The sequence below is a fragment of the Pantoea eucrina genome (assembly GCF_001691555.1).
Lineage (GTDB): Bacteria > Pseudomonadota > Gammaproteobacteria > Enterobacterales > Enterobacteriaceae > Pantoea > Pantoea borealis.
Genome location: NZ_MAYN01000001.1, coordinates 324337 through 337853 on the forward strand (window position 1 = coordinate 324337; position 13517 = coordinate 337853).

Sequence of the window (13517 nt, forward strand, 5' to 3'; positions counted from 1 at the left end):
GACGCAACGCATGCCGGGAGGCTTATATGTCGTCAGGACAGGAAGGAAGCTGGAGTGAGTTACTGGGAGGCAAAAATCTGTTTTTTGCCGTTGCGCTTTCAGGCGGCGTCGCACTGCACGCCATTAATATCTACATTGCCACCACGGTGCTTCCCTCCGTTATCAGGGAAATTGGCGGACTGCATCTCTACGCATGGAACACGACGTTATTTGTCGTCGCCTCAATACTGGGTTCTGCGCTGACCGCACGCCTGCTGGCCGTAACCGGCGCGCGGCAGGCTTATCTGGTGGCGGCACTGCTGTTTATAGCGGGCAGTCTGGTCTGTGCGCTGGCACCCGACATGCCGGTAATGCTGGCAGGCCGTGCACTACAGGGGCTGGGCGGTGGTTTTCTGTTCGCACTCTGCTATGCCATGATCTATGCCGTTTTTGAGGAGAAGCTCTGGCCACGGGCGATGGCGCTGATCTCCGGCATGTGGGGCGTGGCGACGCTTTTGGGTCCGGCGGCGGGCGGAATATTTGCCGAAATGGATGCGTGGCGCATGGCATTTGGCATACTGATACCGGTTACGCTGAGTTATATGCTGCTGGTCTGGCTGATTTTCCCGGCGCGTAAACGGGCAGAGGCCTCTCACACCGGTAAGCTCCCCTGGGTACAGTTAATATTCCTGGTCACAGCCGTTTTGGCTGTGAGCGCAGGGAGTATGTCCTCTGCCATCACGGTGAATATAGCCGGAATAAGCGCAGCGGCTTTACTGATACTGCTGCTGATCCGCCAGGAATTTATCAGTGAAACCCGCCTGTTACCGCGTAATGCGCTGCGTCTGAATTCGCCTCTGCTGGCGCTCTACATCACAATGGCTCTGCTCATTATCGGCATGACCAGTGAAACCTTTGTGCCCTATTTTCTTCAAATCCTGCATGGCCAGACGCCGCTGATTTCCGGTTATCTGGCGGCGCTGATGGCGGCAGGCTGGACGGTATCAGAAATATGGAGTTCCGGCTGGCAGATGCGAGGCATTAAGCGCGCGATTGCCGCAGGGCCCGCGCTGGTTCTGGCTGGCATGGTGCTGCTGGCGTTTGTAACTCCACGCTCAGCCAGTAGCGACGGGCAGATACTCGTGCTGATCGGGACGGGGCTGGCTCTGATTGGGTTTGGCATCGGACTGGGCTGGCCACATTTGCTGACGCGCATCCTGCAGGTGGTTCCCGCAGACGATCAGGACGCTGCCGCAACGTCTATCACCACGGTTCAGCTGTTTGCTACCGCACTGGGCTCCGCCATAGCCGGTATGCTTGCCAACGCCGGTGGCCTGTCCGCGCCGGGGGGGATCGCTGGCGCCTCCTCTGCGGCCTGGCTGCTTTTTGCCGTCATGGCAGGTGCCCCGATGCTCTCTCTGCTGAGCGCTAAAAAGGTCATCGCCGGATTTAAGCAGCAGAAAGTCAGCTAAAACCGGAACGCCTCTGTTGAGCTGTCAGAGGCGCTCTGGCTTGCGCAAAGCGTTGTGTGGGGATCCAGAGAACTCACCGGCTGGCCGGACGACGTAACAGACAGGATCAGTTCTGCTGTAGTGCGCGCTGTTCGCTCTCGTTCATCGCGCGGTGCAGGGTATCAAGCAGCGGTTCAATATCCAGCGGCTTGGTAAAAACGTCAAATACACCCTCCTGAAACGTACTGCGGCAGACATCAAGGGTGCCATATCCGGTCATAAGAATGACCGGCAGCAGAGGATGACGGGCGCGCTGTGCTGTCAGCCACTCCAGCCCACTGATGCCGGATAGCCGGACATCCACCAGCAAACAGCCGCGCAGCGGCAGCGGTTCTGCAGTGGCCGCGGCATCAAACGCAGCCAGCTCGCCGAAATCGGCCACCTCATAATCCACAGTTTTCAGCAGAAATCCCAGCGACTCCCTTACTGACAAATCATCATCCACTAACCACACTTTCGCGCTCATTCCATTACTCCGCTGCCGGAAAAATTAACGTTATCTCTGCGCCATATGTGGCGCTGTTTACCCGTTGCCGCCGGGCGCTCGTGCGCAAAACCAGGGTTGCTATCAGCGCTTGCCCGGCCCGGAACTGTCCGGAAGAAAGCAACAAAATGACGTACAGGCTTCAGTCGGGCTGTCAGCAGGAAAGCCCTGTTGTTATCGTTCAGTCCTGTCCGCGCACGCTGTGCGATGCTGATGTCCGCTCTGCTCCGAACAAACATCTGGTACTGATTTATGAGCAGTCGCCACCCCTGCATGCGCGTATTTTCAGAAAAGTTCGCTGCCTGCCGCAGCGGATCCCGCTGTTCAGCTCGATGCCATAAGCGTGATATCCGGCCTGCTGCACAGGATACGTCTGTCAGGCCTGCTACTCTCCTGCAAACCATCGGCATAGTGTGAACAGAATCAACAATAGTCAGCAAAAATAATTGCTTATCTTTCACAGGCAATGCATCTGCGGCATAGTGCTTTGTTAAGACACTGAATTATTCAGCGTTTACCGGGTGTGATCTTTCCACAATCGTTTTCAGAACACTATCAGCAGTAGTCTGGATAGCGCAGCCTGCAGTACCACTCTAAACTCATGCCGCAGGCGGAATAACGTATAAAGAGGTGTAACGATGCTCCATAAGAAATTGCATTTTGCCCTGCTTTTTGCCGGGATCTGTTTTTCCGGCAGCATAATGGCATCTGCCACTGACGTAGCAGAAAACGTTAATCAGCGACTCAGCTGGATGAAAGATGTTGCCGGTTATAAAGCTGTCAGGCATTTGCCCATAGAGGATTTACAGCAGGAGGCGAATGTGCTGGCGAAGTCCGTAGCGGAAGCGGAAAAGCTGGGGCTGGATGGCCATTCTGTCAGACCCTTTATTCAGGCGCAGATGGATGCGGCGAAAGCGATTCAGTACCGTTATCGCGCAGACTGGCTGACAGCGCCTGAAGCCGGATGGCAGCCTCAGCCACTTGATGTCATCAGGACACGGCTGAGCCAGCTCAACACAACGATTCTGAAGGATATTAATGAAAATCTGCAGCATAAAAAGTTGCCCGATCGTGACACCTTTATACAGACGGTAAAGCAGCCTAATCTCAGTGAGAAAGAGGTGCTGCGCCTGTGGCAGACGCTGAACGAAATAAAACGCCAGTAAGCCGCTGCCTGTGACGGGTCAGCATCATGGGCAAGGTGTTGAAAGCCTTCAATGCTGTCAGATCAGAAAAGCTCACCGGACCCTGCTGACTGCAGCCGGAATGCCTGTTTCATTATGCGCGCCTCTTCTGCCGGGCTACGGCCAAACAGGCGCTTAAATTCACGGCTGAACTGTGAATCACTCTCGTAGCCTGTGCGTGCCGCCGCTCCGGCAGCCGTCATGTTCTGCTGGATCAGCATCAGTCGGGCGCGATGTAAGCGCAGGGATTTAAGATATTGAATAGGTGAAGTGTGCGTAACGGTTTTGAAATGCAGGTGAAAGCGCGGCACGCTCATCCCCGCCTCCCGGGCAAGTTGCGTGACGTTTATGGGCTGCTGCCAGTTGTCATGAAGTTGCTGCAGGGCGCGGGCAATGCGGCCAAAATGGCCCTGATAAGCCAGCGCCGCGCGTACAGCAGCACCCTGCTGCCCCATCAGGATACGAAAGCAGATCTCTTCCACACGGCCCGGCCCCAGTATCCGGGCTTCGAGTGGATCCCGTAATACCTGAAGCAGCGCCAGCGTGCTCTGTAACAGTGCGCTATCCAGCGGCGTAGAGATAATAGCGGCGGCTGCCTTTTCTTCACCCGCGGGCTTTTCCGGCACCTGCGCAATGAGTTTCGCCAGGACATTCACGTCAAAACGAATGGCCAGGCCCAGTAGCGGTTCAGCAGACGTTGCTTCCGTTTCCGCTGAGAAAGGCAAAGGCACCGATAACACCAGATAGTGTTGCGCATCATAGCGATAGACGTTATCCGCCAGAAAGGCACGCTTGGCTCCCTGACAAATAATGATGATGCCCGGTTCATAGAGCACCGGTGTGCGGGCCCACTGCTGATTAGCGCGCATAAATAACACGCTATCCAGCAGAGAGGTTGTATATCCCTCCTGTCGCGCCAGCTGGTTCAGCAAGGTGCAAATTTGCTGCTGCACGTCATACATCACACGTTCTCCCGGATAGTTAAGACTCAGCATCGTCATGAGGCGCAGCGCCCGCCCCTCACGCGAGAGGATTGGGCAAAGATGCGCCGTGAATAGGTCTGTTGACGGTTGCGGTATTTTCCAACAATAGCAGGGCGACTTCACATGAGGAAAAAAAGATGACTGATGCAAAAGCGAAAGTAATTATCCTGACCGGTGCGAGCAGCGGGATTGGGGAGGCCATCGCCCGCTACCTGGCCAGACAGGGTCACAGGCTGATCCTGGGGGCTCGTCGGGCCACACGGCTGGCATCGTTGTGTGATGAGCTGCAGCAGCAGGGTGCCCGGATAGATTACCTGACCACAGATGTGACACAGCGTGCGGACACTCAGGCATTAGCGCGTCTGGCCCTGGAAAAATATGGGCGGATCGATGTCATGATCAACAATGCAGGCGTAATGCCACTCTCTCCCATGCGTTCCCTGAAAGTTGAGGAGTGGGACCAGATGCTGGATGTCAATGTACGCGGCGTGCTGTATGGCATTGCTGCGGTTCTGCCGGCTATGGAACAGCAGCAGGCAGGGCATATTATCAATATCGCCTCTATTGGTGCACTTACGGTATCGCCTACCGCGGCGGTTTACTGCGCCACGAAATTTGCGGTGCGCGCGGTGTCTGAAGGGCTGCGGCAGGAGTCACCCGCCCTGCGCGTCACCGTTATTAATCCGGGCGTCGTGGAGTCTGAGCTGGCTGACAGCATCACTGATGAAGTGGCACAGGAAGCGATGCGCAGCTTTCGGGCTATTGCCCTTAAACCGGAATCGATAGCGCAGGCGGTCGGTTGGGCGATCGACCAGCCTGGCGAAGTTGACGTCAGTGAAATCACGCTGCGCCCTACTGCCAGCCCGTTTTAAGCCATAAAAATCCTGGCGATTTCAGGCTGAAATTTCAGGTATCCGCGCGCGGGCGCCGTTACAGCCAGCCCGCGCGTTTCAGTCGCCACCACATAATGCAGCAGATAAGCAGCGTTGATCCCAGCGCAACCGGATAACCAAAATGACTGTGCAGCTCCGGCATATCGGAGAAGTTCATGCCATACATACTGAACACTATGGTCGGCACAATCAAAATAGCGCCCCAGCCAGCCAGCTTTTTATTCACTTCACTCTGCTGTACAGAAACCAGCGCCAGATTGACCTGCATAGCACTGGCCAGCGTTTCGCGCATATCTTCTGCATCAATCATGACATGATGCGCATGATCCTGCACATCGCGCAGGTAGGCTCGCAGGTTCTTTGGAATAATATCTTCATGAAAACGAACCAGCTGCGGGCAGATTTCAGTGACCGGCATCGCGGCATTGCGCAGCGCCAGCAGCTGACGTCGCAGATGATAAACCTGCTCCAGCGCGTGGTTATCAAAGCGCGTGGAGAACATGTTATCTTCGAGATTACCGATGCGCTCGCTGAGCGTTTGCGTAATTTTACTGTAGTTGTCCACGATAAAATCGAGAATACAGTAGAGCGCATAGCCTGGCCCCTGGCACAGCATGGCATGATTCTTTTCCGCTTTTTCCCGGATAGCAGCATATCCTTCGCGCGAACCGTGGCGTACAGTGATGAGAAAATTTTTGCCCAGGAAGAAGTGCGTCTCGCCAAACGTGATGTGCTGCTGCGCCTGCATATACGCTGTCTTAACCACAATGAATACGGATTCGCCATACTGTTCAATCTTGGGACGCTGATGCGCCAGCAGAGCATCCTCAATCGCCAGCTCGTGCAGTCCGAACTCTTCCTGCAGTTTTTGCATGAATGCAGGTTCGGGCTGATACAGCCCAAGCCAGACGAACGATTTATCTTCTTTCAGGATATCGCTGATCTCTGCAACATTGACATGCTCTTCCCGCTCGCCATGACGGTACACCACGCAGTTGACGATCTCATCGGCGTGATTGCTGTTTTGTTCCTGATTTTCCATCTTTGCCTCAATCCTGCTCTGGCTTACTCTGCCGCTCTGTGACAAGGGTTCGGGAGCGACGCTTTATAGTGTTAAGGTAGCAAAAGTCGTGAAGAGCGGATATTGCCAGCCAGAGAAATCGTTACGATACGCCCAGATAGCGCAGTAATCCTGTCATTACTGCAGCACCGACTATGACCAGAATCAGCGGCGTACGTCGCCACGCCAGAAAAACGGCAAACAGTACGCCGGCTACCCGGGCGATACCGGCAAAATGTGTTCCTTCAAACAGGGCAGTTGTTACCGCCACCGCCAGCAGCAGCACCGTGGCAGCATCTGACAGCATATTGCGCGTTTTTTCTGACATCGGCAGCCGGCTGCCCAGGCGGTATCCGGCAAAACGAATAGCGTACGTTCCGACGGCCAGCAGTACGATACCCGCAATGACCAGACTATTGTCCATCTTTACGCTCCCGCCAGCTCAGCAGCCCAAGCAGTGAAAACAGCACCGGCATTCCTGCCGGCACAAAAGGCGTGACCGCCACCGAGAGCGCTGTCCCCGCCAGCGCCGGAATGCGTGTTCGCCGCTTGCGCAGCGCCGGAAAAATCAGCGCAATCAAAATTGCCGGGAAAACGGCATCCAGTCCGATTGCGGAAACATCAGGAATAAAGCGGCCAATCAAGGCGCCGCCGATAACGGTGAGCGGCCAGACTGCAAAAATACCCAGCCCGCACAGCCAGTAGGCCACCCGGCGCTGCTGTAACGCTGGTTGAGAGATACCAAATACCACACTTTCATCGTTCATGATGTGGCAGCCAAGCAGGCTGCGGCCTCCCTGACCCACCAGATCTTTTACCGCAATACCAAACGGCAGATGACGCGCATTGACCAGCAGCCCTGCCGCTGCGGCAGTGAGCGGGCTTCCTCCACCGGCCACAATGCCGATAAACAGAAATTCTGATGCCCCCGCCAGCACCAGGGTTGAGAGCGCTATCGGCACCCACAGCGGGAAGCCCTGCGCAGCCGCCAGTGAGCCATAGGAAAGGCCGACAATACCATCAGCCAGACAGACCAGAACAATCGCTTTTATTACGCCGCGATCAAGCACGTTAATCCCTGCACGCATCACATATTGATCTCATATCGAACAATAAAGACAGTATAATGAACGCGCAGGAGATGTTTTACAAGATGAACAAACGTTCGATAAAACGAACAGGAGCCGCTGTGACACCACCGATTGATATTATTGCCGCTGGGCTGATCCGCGAGCGGCAGCGTGCCGGACTTTCACTGACCGAAGTGGCTCGCCGCGCAGGGGTGGCAAAATCAACGCTCTCTCAGCTGGAGGCGGGCAACGGCAATCCCAGCATTGAAACCCTTTGGGCGCTCTGTGTGGCGTTAAATATTCCCTTTGCTCGCCTGCTGGAGCCAGAGGTGCAACGCCTGCAGGTTATTCGTAAGGGTGAAGGGATGATTGTCTCTGCTGAACTGGCTGATTACCAGGCGGCCCTGCTGGCCAGCTGCCCGCCTGGCGGGCGACGCGATCTCTATCTGGTGACCAGTCAGCCAGGCGCGCCACGCGCTTCAAAGCCGCATCCGCCGGGTTCGGTTGAACACGTTATTATTGCCCGCGGACGTGCCCGCGTAGGGCCCAGCGATGCGCCGGTAGAGCTGAATCCGGGCGATTACATCTGCTATCCCGCTGATGAACCCCACGTGTTTGAAGCTCTGGAAGCTGACACCATGGCGGTGCAACTTTCCGAGCAGAACTGATTCTCACCTGAGCCTGACTAACTGTGTGAGCAACGTTCACTGTAATCAGTAAAGCGCGCCCGCAACAGGCGCGCTTAAAGGCGATTACCGGTTAACTAGTTTTGCCGGCAGAGCCAGCACCAGCAGACAGCTTAGCAATAAACAGGCAGCAAACAGCCACAACGCCCCGTCGCTGCTGCCGGTCATATCCAGCGCAATCCCCATAACGGAATTACTGACCAGGCCCGCGATATTGGCAATGGAGCAGGCGAGCGCAAAACCAGCGGCGGCGGCAGTACCGGTCAGGAAAGTCGCAGGCAGGCTGAAAAAAACCGGCACGGCACCAATGATCATCGCCTGTGCAATAGAAAAGAGCAGCACCGTCACAGCCACATTGCTGCTCCAGAACGGGCTGCAGGCCATTGCGGCTGCACCGATGATAAAAGGGACAATGATATGCCAGCGGCGTTCACGCAGCCGATCTGAGCTGGCACCAATCAGCAGCATGCCAGCCAGCGCGGCCAGACTTGGTATCGCTGTGAGATACCCAATCGTGGTGAGATCGGTTGAGCCTGCTTTTTTCAGCAGCGTGGGTAACCAGAAGCCCATGGCGTAAGCGCTGAGCAGTATGGAAAAATCAATCCCGCCCAGCATCACCACCCGCAGATTAAGCAGGCCATCCCGTAACCGGTGTTTCGCTTCAGCCGCTTCGCCCGCATCATTGCGGAGCTCATCAGCAATGACCTGTTTTTCATGCGTGCTCAGCCAGGATGCCTGCACCGGGCCATCCGGCAGCATGCGCAGCGTCATCAGCCCCAGTAAGATGCTCGGCAGGCCCTCCAGCAGAAACAGCCACTGCCAGCCATGCAGCCCGTGCAGTGTGTCGAAGTGCGTCATGATCCAGCCAGAAAGCGGCCCGCCAATGATGCTGGAAAGTGGCAGTCCCAGCATAAACAGCGCAATAATGCGGCCACGCCGCCATGAGGGAAACCAGCGGGTCAGATAAAACAGCACGCCCGGCAGAAACCCTGCTTCTGCCACCCCCAGTAAAAAGCGGATCGTATAGAACTGGCCCGGCGTTTTCACCAGCAGGGTTAACGCGGAGAGCACTCCCCAGCTGATCATGATCCGCGCGATCCAGATCCGGGCGCCGGTGCGTTGCAGGAACAGGTTGCTCGGCACTTCAAACAGAATGTAACCCACAAAAAACAGCCCCGCCCCCAGGCCAAATGCTGTTTCGCTTAGCGTTAAGTCGCTTGCCATCTGCAGTTTGGCAAAGCCAATATTGATGCGATCAAGATAAGCTGCCAGATAACACAGGCAGAGAAAGGGGATCAGTTTTAACGTTATTTTTCGATAGATAGCGGCACTCTCCCGCCGCGACTGAATTACTGAAGGATCGGATACTGCGCTCATCACTCTCTCCGCATATCATGACTCTGAACAGGAACTGTCAACCGGGTTTATGTTACCCGATCGCATAAATATGACCGCGCGAGAGTAGCGGTAATTATCACCCTGCGCCACTATTTCCTGTGGGGAGCGAACGGAGTACCGGTAACGGGGAGATCGGCATCGCGGACAACGCCAGCGTGCGCCGGCAAACGTAACAGGCGGGCGGGATCAAGCAGCGAGCGGGCGCCGCTGTCCCCTTTTAACTGACCCAGTGCCGGGCCATATTCTGCTGCAAAGCCGACCGGATGGCCGGGTTTGTCCTGCCAGCAAAGACGGACCTGGCAGGCGCCTTCAGAGAGCGCGCTGGCGATACGCTGATGATCGTCTGCAGTGACCCAGCCCATATCGCCAGGCTGGATCAGCCAGCCAGACCAGTGCGGAGTGGCGTGAACGGCAGCAGCAATAGTTTCACCGCTGCCTGCACTGCTGACACACAGCACCGGTATCGCCTGCACCGCAGCCAGCGCCTGTATTGCGGTATATTCAGGTCGTGTTACCAGCAGAAACGGCAGGCCGCTGCGCTGCGCTGCACGCAGCGTCATACTGAGCAGAGGATGAAGTGCACCGGTGTTGTCAGGACAGATGGCAAGCAGCTTGTTGCCCTTTCCTCCCGCCTGCTGAAAACGAGTTCCCCGCCCTGCTGCAAGGATAATAATGCCCGGACTCTTCATATTAGTGGCTGCCTGAAAATCGTGAGGCGCACAGTATTGCGCGCCTCAGGGCAGTTAGCGACGGTTTTTCCATACTGTCTGGATATTGCAGAACTCATGCACGCCAAAACTGGAAAGCTCACGGCCATAACCACTCTTTTTTACGCCGCCAATTGCGACGCGCGGATCGGATGCGCCGTTACCGTTGATAAACACTGCTCCCGTTTCCAGGCGTTCTGCCAGCCAGCCGGTCACTGTTTCATTGCGGCTCCAGACCGTGGCACTCAGGCCAAAATCGCTGTTGTTAGCCAGGGCAAGCGCGTGTTCAGCATTACGTGCCGTGGTGATTGCCGCTACCGGGCCAAAAATTTCCTGCTGAAATGCTGTCATCTCCGGCGTGACGTCAGCCAGAATGGTAGGGGCATAGTAATTCCCTTCACCATCAATTTTATGGCCACCCTGTACCAGGCGGGCGCCCTCTTTAAGCGTTTGCTGTACCTGTGCATCCAGCTCATCGCGCAGATCGTAACGTGCCATCGGACCGATAAAGGTCTGCTCATCAAGCGGGTCGCCTATCTTCAGCGCGGATACAGCCTGGCTGAAGCGTGCTTCAAACTCAGCCGCGATACTCTCTTCGATAATAAAGCGCTTCGCTGCCATGCAGACCTGTCCGGTATTCTGATAACGGCCGATAACGGCTGAAGCGACGGCAGCGTCAAGATCGGCGTCGGCCAGTACAATGAAGGGATCGGCCCCTCCCAGCTCCAGCACTGTTTTCTTAAGTACTGCGCCGGCCTGTGCTGCGATAGCGGCGCCTGCGCGTACGCTCCCGGTGACTGCAACGGCTGCAACGCGCGGATCGTTTATCGCCGCAGAAACGCCTTCATTGTCCGTATTGATAACGGTGAAAGCACCCTGCGGCAGCTCTGTTGCCTCAAACAGTTCAGCCATCAGATAAGCTGACCCCATTACGCTCGGTGCATGTTTTAACAGATAAGTATTGCCGGCAAGAAGCATGCTGACAGCGCCACGAAGAACCTGCCAGTAAGGAAAATTCCACGGCATAACAGCCAGTATGACGCCCAGGGGTCTGAATGACTGCCACGCCTGCTCACCTTCTACCGGAGCCGGTTTGTCGGCAATCATGGCCGGACCATTTTCAGCATACCAGTCACATAAGCTGGCACATTTCAGCACTTCTGCCCGTGCCTGAGCGAGCGGTTTTCCCATCTCCTGTGTGGCCATGGCTGCCAGCTCATCCTGACGCTGACGCAGCTGTTCACCCAACTGGCGCAGTACCTTTACACGCTGTTCAATCGGTGTATTACGCCACAGCTCAGCAGCCTTAGCACTCTGTGCAAGGGAGTGATCAAGTTCCCCGGGGGTCTGAAGCGGATACGTTGCGAGAATGGCACCCGTTGCAGGATTGCGTGAAATCACATGGTCAGTCATCAGAATTCCTCAGTACATTGCTGTTGATTATGTGTATCACGATACGCCCGATTATTATTGATATAAAATGAATAATATTGAGCAAGTTATTCTTATATTGAAAGCAACTGCACAGAGACGATGTATCGCCGGATCCTGAGTTATCCACTTATACATAAACCAGATCCTAATAAGAGATCATAAAGAGATCAAAGATAGATCCTAAGAGATCCCCGATCGCCGCAGGCCGCGCCACACAAGGCTTCAAAGGGTGATGCTGTTCACTATAATCAGTAAAGCATTCACTGTAATCAGTGCTATATTCACTATACTCTGTGGAATGTTCACTATAATCAGTGCTAATGTTCACTGTAGTCAGAAAACGATCCCTTTCATCCACAAAATGAAGATCTCATGCCATGGCAGACAACGAGAGTAAAAACAAGGCGTTACTGGAACCTTTTCTGTCGGTGACAAAAAACAGCGGTGAAGTTATCCAGCTTCATCCTAACAAGAATAATACGGTTCAGCCTGTGGCACTGATGCGTCTGGGATTGTTTGTTCCTACTCTTAAATCCACTGCTCGTGGCAAATCAGGGGCTATGGCGTCTACTGATGCGACAAAAGAGCTGAAAAACCTGTCACTGGTGAAAGCCGAAGGATATGAAAAGATCACTATAACCGGCGCGAGGCTGGATATGGATAACGATTTCAAAACCTGGGCAGGTATTATTCAGTCTTTCTCACGCTATCCGACGAAAGGCGACACGGTTACGCTGCCTTTTATCGATTTTGTTAAGATGTGTGGTATTCCGTCAGCTAACTCCTCTGCAGCTTTGCGCAGGCGCCTGGATGCCTCTTTACGGCGTATTGCAACCAATACGCTCTCCTTTGAAGGCAACGGCAAGGCTTATCACACGCACCTTGTGCAATCTGCCTATTACGATCGGGAAAAGGATCTGGTTCGTATTCAGGCCGATCCGAAGCTGTTTGAGTTATATAACTTTGATCACAAAGTTCTGCTTCAGCTGCGGGCCATTTCGCGTCTGAAACGTAAAGAGTCTGCGCAGGCGCTTTATACCTATCTGGAAAGCCTTCCTGTCAATCCGGCGCCTATTTCGCTGGCACGACTGCGTATGCGTCTTAATCTGGGTTCAAAGACCACCACGCAGAACCATGTGGTGCGTCGTGCCATGGAGCAGCTGAAAGAGATAGGCTATCTTGATTACTCTGAGGTTAAGCGCGGACGTTCAGTGTTTTTCATCATCCACAGCAGGACGCCCAAGCTGGATGGCATCGGAAATCTGGAGAGCATCGATGTGCTGGACGAGATAGATTTTGATGAATAGTGGTGGCATTCACTGTAATCAGTAAAACGTCTTCCCGCTGCTGCGCTGCGCCTGCCGTGCAGCGCTAATCAGTATCTCAACTCTGCATTGTCCTCGCCTGTTCACTGTAGTCAGTAACGTTCACTATAAGCAGTAGATTTATGTTGATCTGGCTAAACAGCCGGTTACGTTTTGCGTTTGCTGCGGGCTATATTGATAGTAAGTACTAACATACATCATTGGGCAGCGTCTTTCGATCGCGGCTGCTGATTACAGTGAATGTCTAACCATACCCCCTGCCCTGCCCGCACCAGTGAAAAGAGTGCAATGCTGCTGTTCACTGTAATCAGTACGAGAGCAAGAACGGCTACGGTATCCAAACATAACAGGGCATAAAGCCCGGTATACCGCTGTCACGCAGGTCGCCCGGGGCGGATTCTGGCCAGTCTCCTGATTACAGTGAATGCTAATAGCAGAAGGATAGTGTGCCGTTACTGATTACAGTGAATAGTCACTCCTTTATGGCAAAACTGACCGCCCGGCTACTGACTACAGTGAATGTGCTGACGGTATGCGGTTAAGGTGTCTCTGGTTTTACCGGAAGCGGCATCGCGTTCTCCCGATTACAGTGAACGTTTTTGCCTGAAGGATTAACTCGTCGGGATCGGCTGACTACAGTGAATGCTGAAGAAAAGGCTCTTCTCTTCCTGCAGTCAGCTGCTGATTATAGTGAACATGCCGGATTATTCAGGCTCACTACGCTGACGCAGAACGCTCTTCTCTCTTGCATACGGTATGCGAGGCAAACCGTTATCGGTCATTTTACTGATTACAGTGAACGC

At 54.6% G+C, this 13517-nt stretch carries 14 protein-coding genes; 5 read left to right on the plus strand and 9 right to left on the minus strand.

Annotated features, from left to right (window positions below):
- The first annotated feature begins 26 nt into the window (after positions 1-26).
- Positions 27-1451 (plus strand): MFS transporter, encoded by a 1425-nt coding sequence (locus BBA90_RS01445; protein WP_065647549.1) that lies wholly within the window; start codon positions 27-29, stop codon positions 1449-1451.
- A gap of 106 nt (positions 1452-1557) precedes the next feature.
- Here the strand turns inward: BBA90_RS01445 and BBA90_RS01450 are convergent, their stop codons facing one another.
- Positions 1558-1956 carry a response regulator transcription factor gene (locus BBA90_RS01450; RefSeq protein WP_075050689.1) on the minus strand — a complete coding sequence of 133 codons (399 nt, stop codon included), beginning with the start codon at positions 1954-1956 and terminating at the stop codon, positions 1558-1560.
- Entirely contained in the window at positions 1953-2435 is a 483-nt protein-coding gene (locus BBA90_RS18990) for a hypothetical protein (protein WP_139074145.1), read from the minus strand. The genes BBA90_RS01450 and BBA90_RS18990 overlap by 4 nt, the downstream gene beginning before the upstream one ends.
- A gap of 177 nt (positions 2436-2612) precedes the next feature.
- Here BBA90_RS18990 and BBA90_RS01460 point away from each other — a divergent pair, with 177 nt between their 5' ends.
- Complete coding sequence (locus BBA90_RS01460) at positions 2613-3140, plus strand: chorismate mutase (protein WP_065647551.1); 528 nt, start codon at positions 2613-2615, stop codon at positions 3138-3140.
- A 62-nt stretch (positions 3141-3202) separates the two neighbouring features.
- Here BBA90_RS01460 and BBA90_RS01465 read toward each other — a convergent pair whose 3' ends face one another.
- Positions 3203-4159: an AraC family transcriptional regulator gene (locus BBA90_RS01465; RefSeq protein ID WP_240484868.1), complete on the minus strand. Its 957-nt coding sequence runs from the start codon at positions 4157-4159 to the stop codon at positions 3203-3205.
- 119 nt (positions 4160-4278) lie between these two features.
- On the opposite strand from BBA90_RS01465, the gene BBA90_RS01470 reads away from it, so the two are divergent.
- Positions 4279-5013: an SDR family oxidoreductase gene (locus BBA90_RS01470; RefSeq protein WP_065647553.1), complete on the plus strand. Its 735-nt coding sequence runs from the start codon at positions 4279-4281 to the stop codon at positions 5011-5013.
- Between the two features lie 58 nt (positions 5014-5071).
- Here the strand turns inward: BBA90_RS01470 and corA are convergent, their stop codons facing one another.
- From corA to BBA90_RS01485, 3 genes are all read right to left on the minus strand, one after another.
- Complete coding sequence (gene corA / locus BBA90_RS01475; RefSeq protein ID WP_065647554.1) at positions 5072-6076, minus strand: magnesium/cobalt transporter CorA; 1005 nt, start codon at positions 6074-6076, stop codon at positions 5072-5074.
- A 121-nt stretch (positions 6077-6197) separates the two neighbouring features.
- Complete coding sequence (locus BBA90_RS01480) at positions 6198-6518, minus strand: AzlD domain-containing protein (protein WP_065647555.1); 321 nt, start codon at positions 6516-6518, stop codon at positions 6198-6200.
- Positions 6508-7182 (minus strand): AzlC family ABC transporter permease, encoded by a 675-nt coding sequence (locus BBA90_RS01485; RefSeq protein WP_065647556.1) that lies wholly within the window; start codon positions 7180-7182, stop codon positions 6508-6510. The genes BBA90_RS01480 and BBA90_RS01485 overlap by 11 nt, the downstream gene beginning before the upstream one ends.
- 101 nt (positions 7183-7283) lie before the next feature.
- Here BBA90_RS01485 and BBA90_RS01490 point away from each other — a divergent pair, with 101 nt between their 5' ends.
- Positions 7284-7832, plus strand: a complete 549-nt coding sequence (locus BBA90_RS01490) for a helix-turn-helix domain-containing protein (protein WP_065647557.1) — start codon at positions 7284-7286, stop codon at positions 7830-7832.
- Between the two features lie 84 nt (positions 7833-7916).
- Here the strand turns inward: BBA90_RS01490 and BBA90_RS01495 are convergent, their stop codons facing one another.
- The 3 genes from BBA90_RS01495 to BBA90_RS01505 form a co-directional block, all read right to left on the minus strand.
- The gene (locus BBA90_RS01495; protein WP_065647558.1) at positions 7917-9227 is read right to left on the minus strand and encodes an MFS transporter; all 1311 of its coding nucleotides are present in this window, start codon (positions 9225-9227) and stop codon (positions 7917-7919) included.
- Between the two features lie 110 nt (positions 9228-9337).
- On the minus strand, positions 9338-9937 hold the full coding sequence (locus BBA90_RS01500; protein ID WP_065647559.1) for a nucleotidyltransferase family protein: 600 nt from the start codon (positions 9935-9937) through the stop codon (positions 9338-9340).
- Positions 9938-9991: 54 nt separating this feature from the next.
- Complete coding sequence (locus BBA90_RS01505) at positions 9992-11368, minus strand: aldehyde dehydrogenase family protein (RefSeq protein ID WP_065647560.1); 1377 nt, start codon at positions 11366-11368, stop codon at positions 9992-9994.
- A 398-nt stretch (positions 11369-11766) separates the two neighbouring features.
- Here BBA90_RS01505 and BBA90_RS01510 point away from each other — a divergent pair, with 398 nt between their 5' ends.
- Positions 11767-12696 carry a RepB family plasmid replication initiator protein gene (locus BBA90_RS01510; protein ID WP_065647561.1) on the plus strand — a complete coding sequence of 310 codons (930 nt, stop codon included), beginning with the start codon at positions 11767-11769 and terminating at the stop codon, positions 12694-12696.
- Positions 12697-13517 lie beyond the last annotated feature (821 nt).

What these genes read in the sequence shown, in the direction of transcription:
- BBA90_RS01445 (WP_065647549.1), top strand. Translation starts at nt 27, where the DNA reads ATGTCGTCAGGACAGGAAGGAAGCTGGAGTGAGTTACTGGGAGGCAAA.
- BBA90_RS01450 (WP_075050689.1), bottom strand. Translation starts at nt 1,956, where the DNA reads ATGAGCGCGAAAGTGTGGTTAGTGGATGATGATTTGTCAGTAAGGGAG.
- BBA90_RS01460 (WP_065647551.1), top strand. Translation starts at nt 2,613, where the DNA reads ATGCTCCATAAGAAATTGCATTTTGCCCTGCTTTTTGCCGGGATCTGT.
- BBA90_RS01465 (WP_240484868.1), bottom strand. Translation starts at nt 4,159, where the DNA reads ATGACGATGCTGAGTCTTAACTATCCGGGAGAACGTGTGATGTATGAC.
- BBA90_RS01470 (WP_065647553.1), top strand. Translation starts at nt 4,279, where the DNA reads ATGACTGATGCAAAAGCGAAAGTAATTATCCTGACCGGTGCGAGCAGC.
- corA (WP_065647554.1), bottom strand. Translation starts at nt 6,076, where the DNA reads ATGGAAAATCAGGAACAAAACAGCAATCACGCCGATGAGATCGTCAAC.
- BBA90_RS01480 (WP_065647555.1), bottom strand. Translation starts at nt 6,518, where the DNA reads ATGGACAATAGTCTGGTCATTGCGGGTATCGTACTGCTGGCCGTCGGA.
- BBA90_RS01485 (WP_065647556.1), bottom strand. Translation starts at nt 7,182, where the DNA reads ATGCGTGCAGGGATTAACGTGCTTGATCGCGGCGTAATAAAAGCGATT.
- BBA90_RS01495 (WP_065647558.1), bottom strand. Translation starts at nt 9,227, where the DNA reads ATGAGCGCAGTATCCGATCCTTCAGTAATTCAGTCGCGGCGGGAGAGT.
- BBA90_RS01500 (WP_065647559.1), bottom strand. Translation starts at nt 9,937, where the DNA reads ATGAAGAGTCCGGGCATTATTATCCTTGCAGCAGGGCGGGGAACTCGT.
- BBA90_RS01505 (WP_065647560.1), bottom strand. Translation starts at nt 11,368, where the DNA reads ATGACTGACCATGTGATTTCACGCAATCCTGCAACGGGTGCCATTCTC.
- BBA90_RS01510 (WP_065647561.1), top strand. Translation starts at nt 11,767, where the DNA reads ATGGCAGACAACGAGAGTAAAAACAAGGCGTTACTGGAACCTTTTCTG.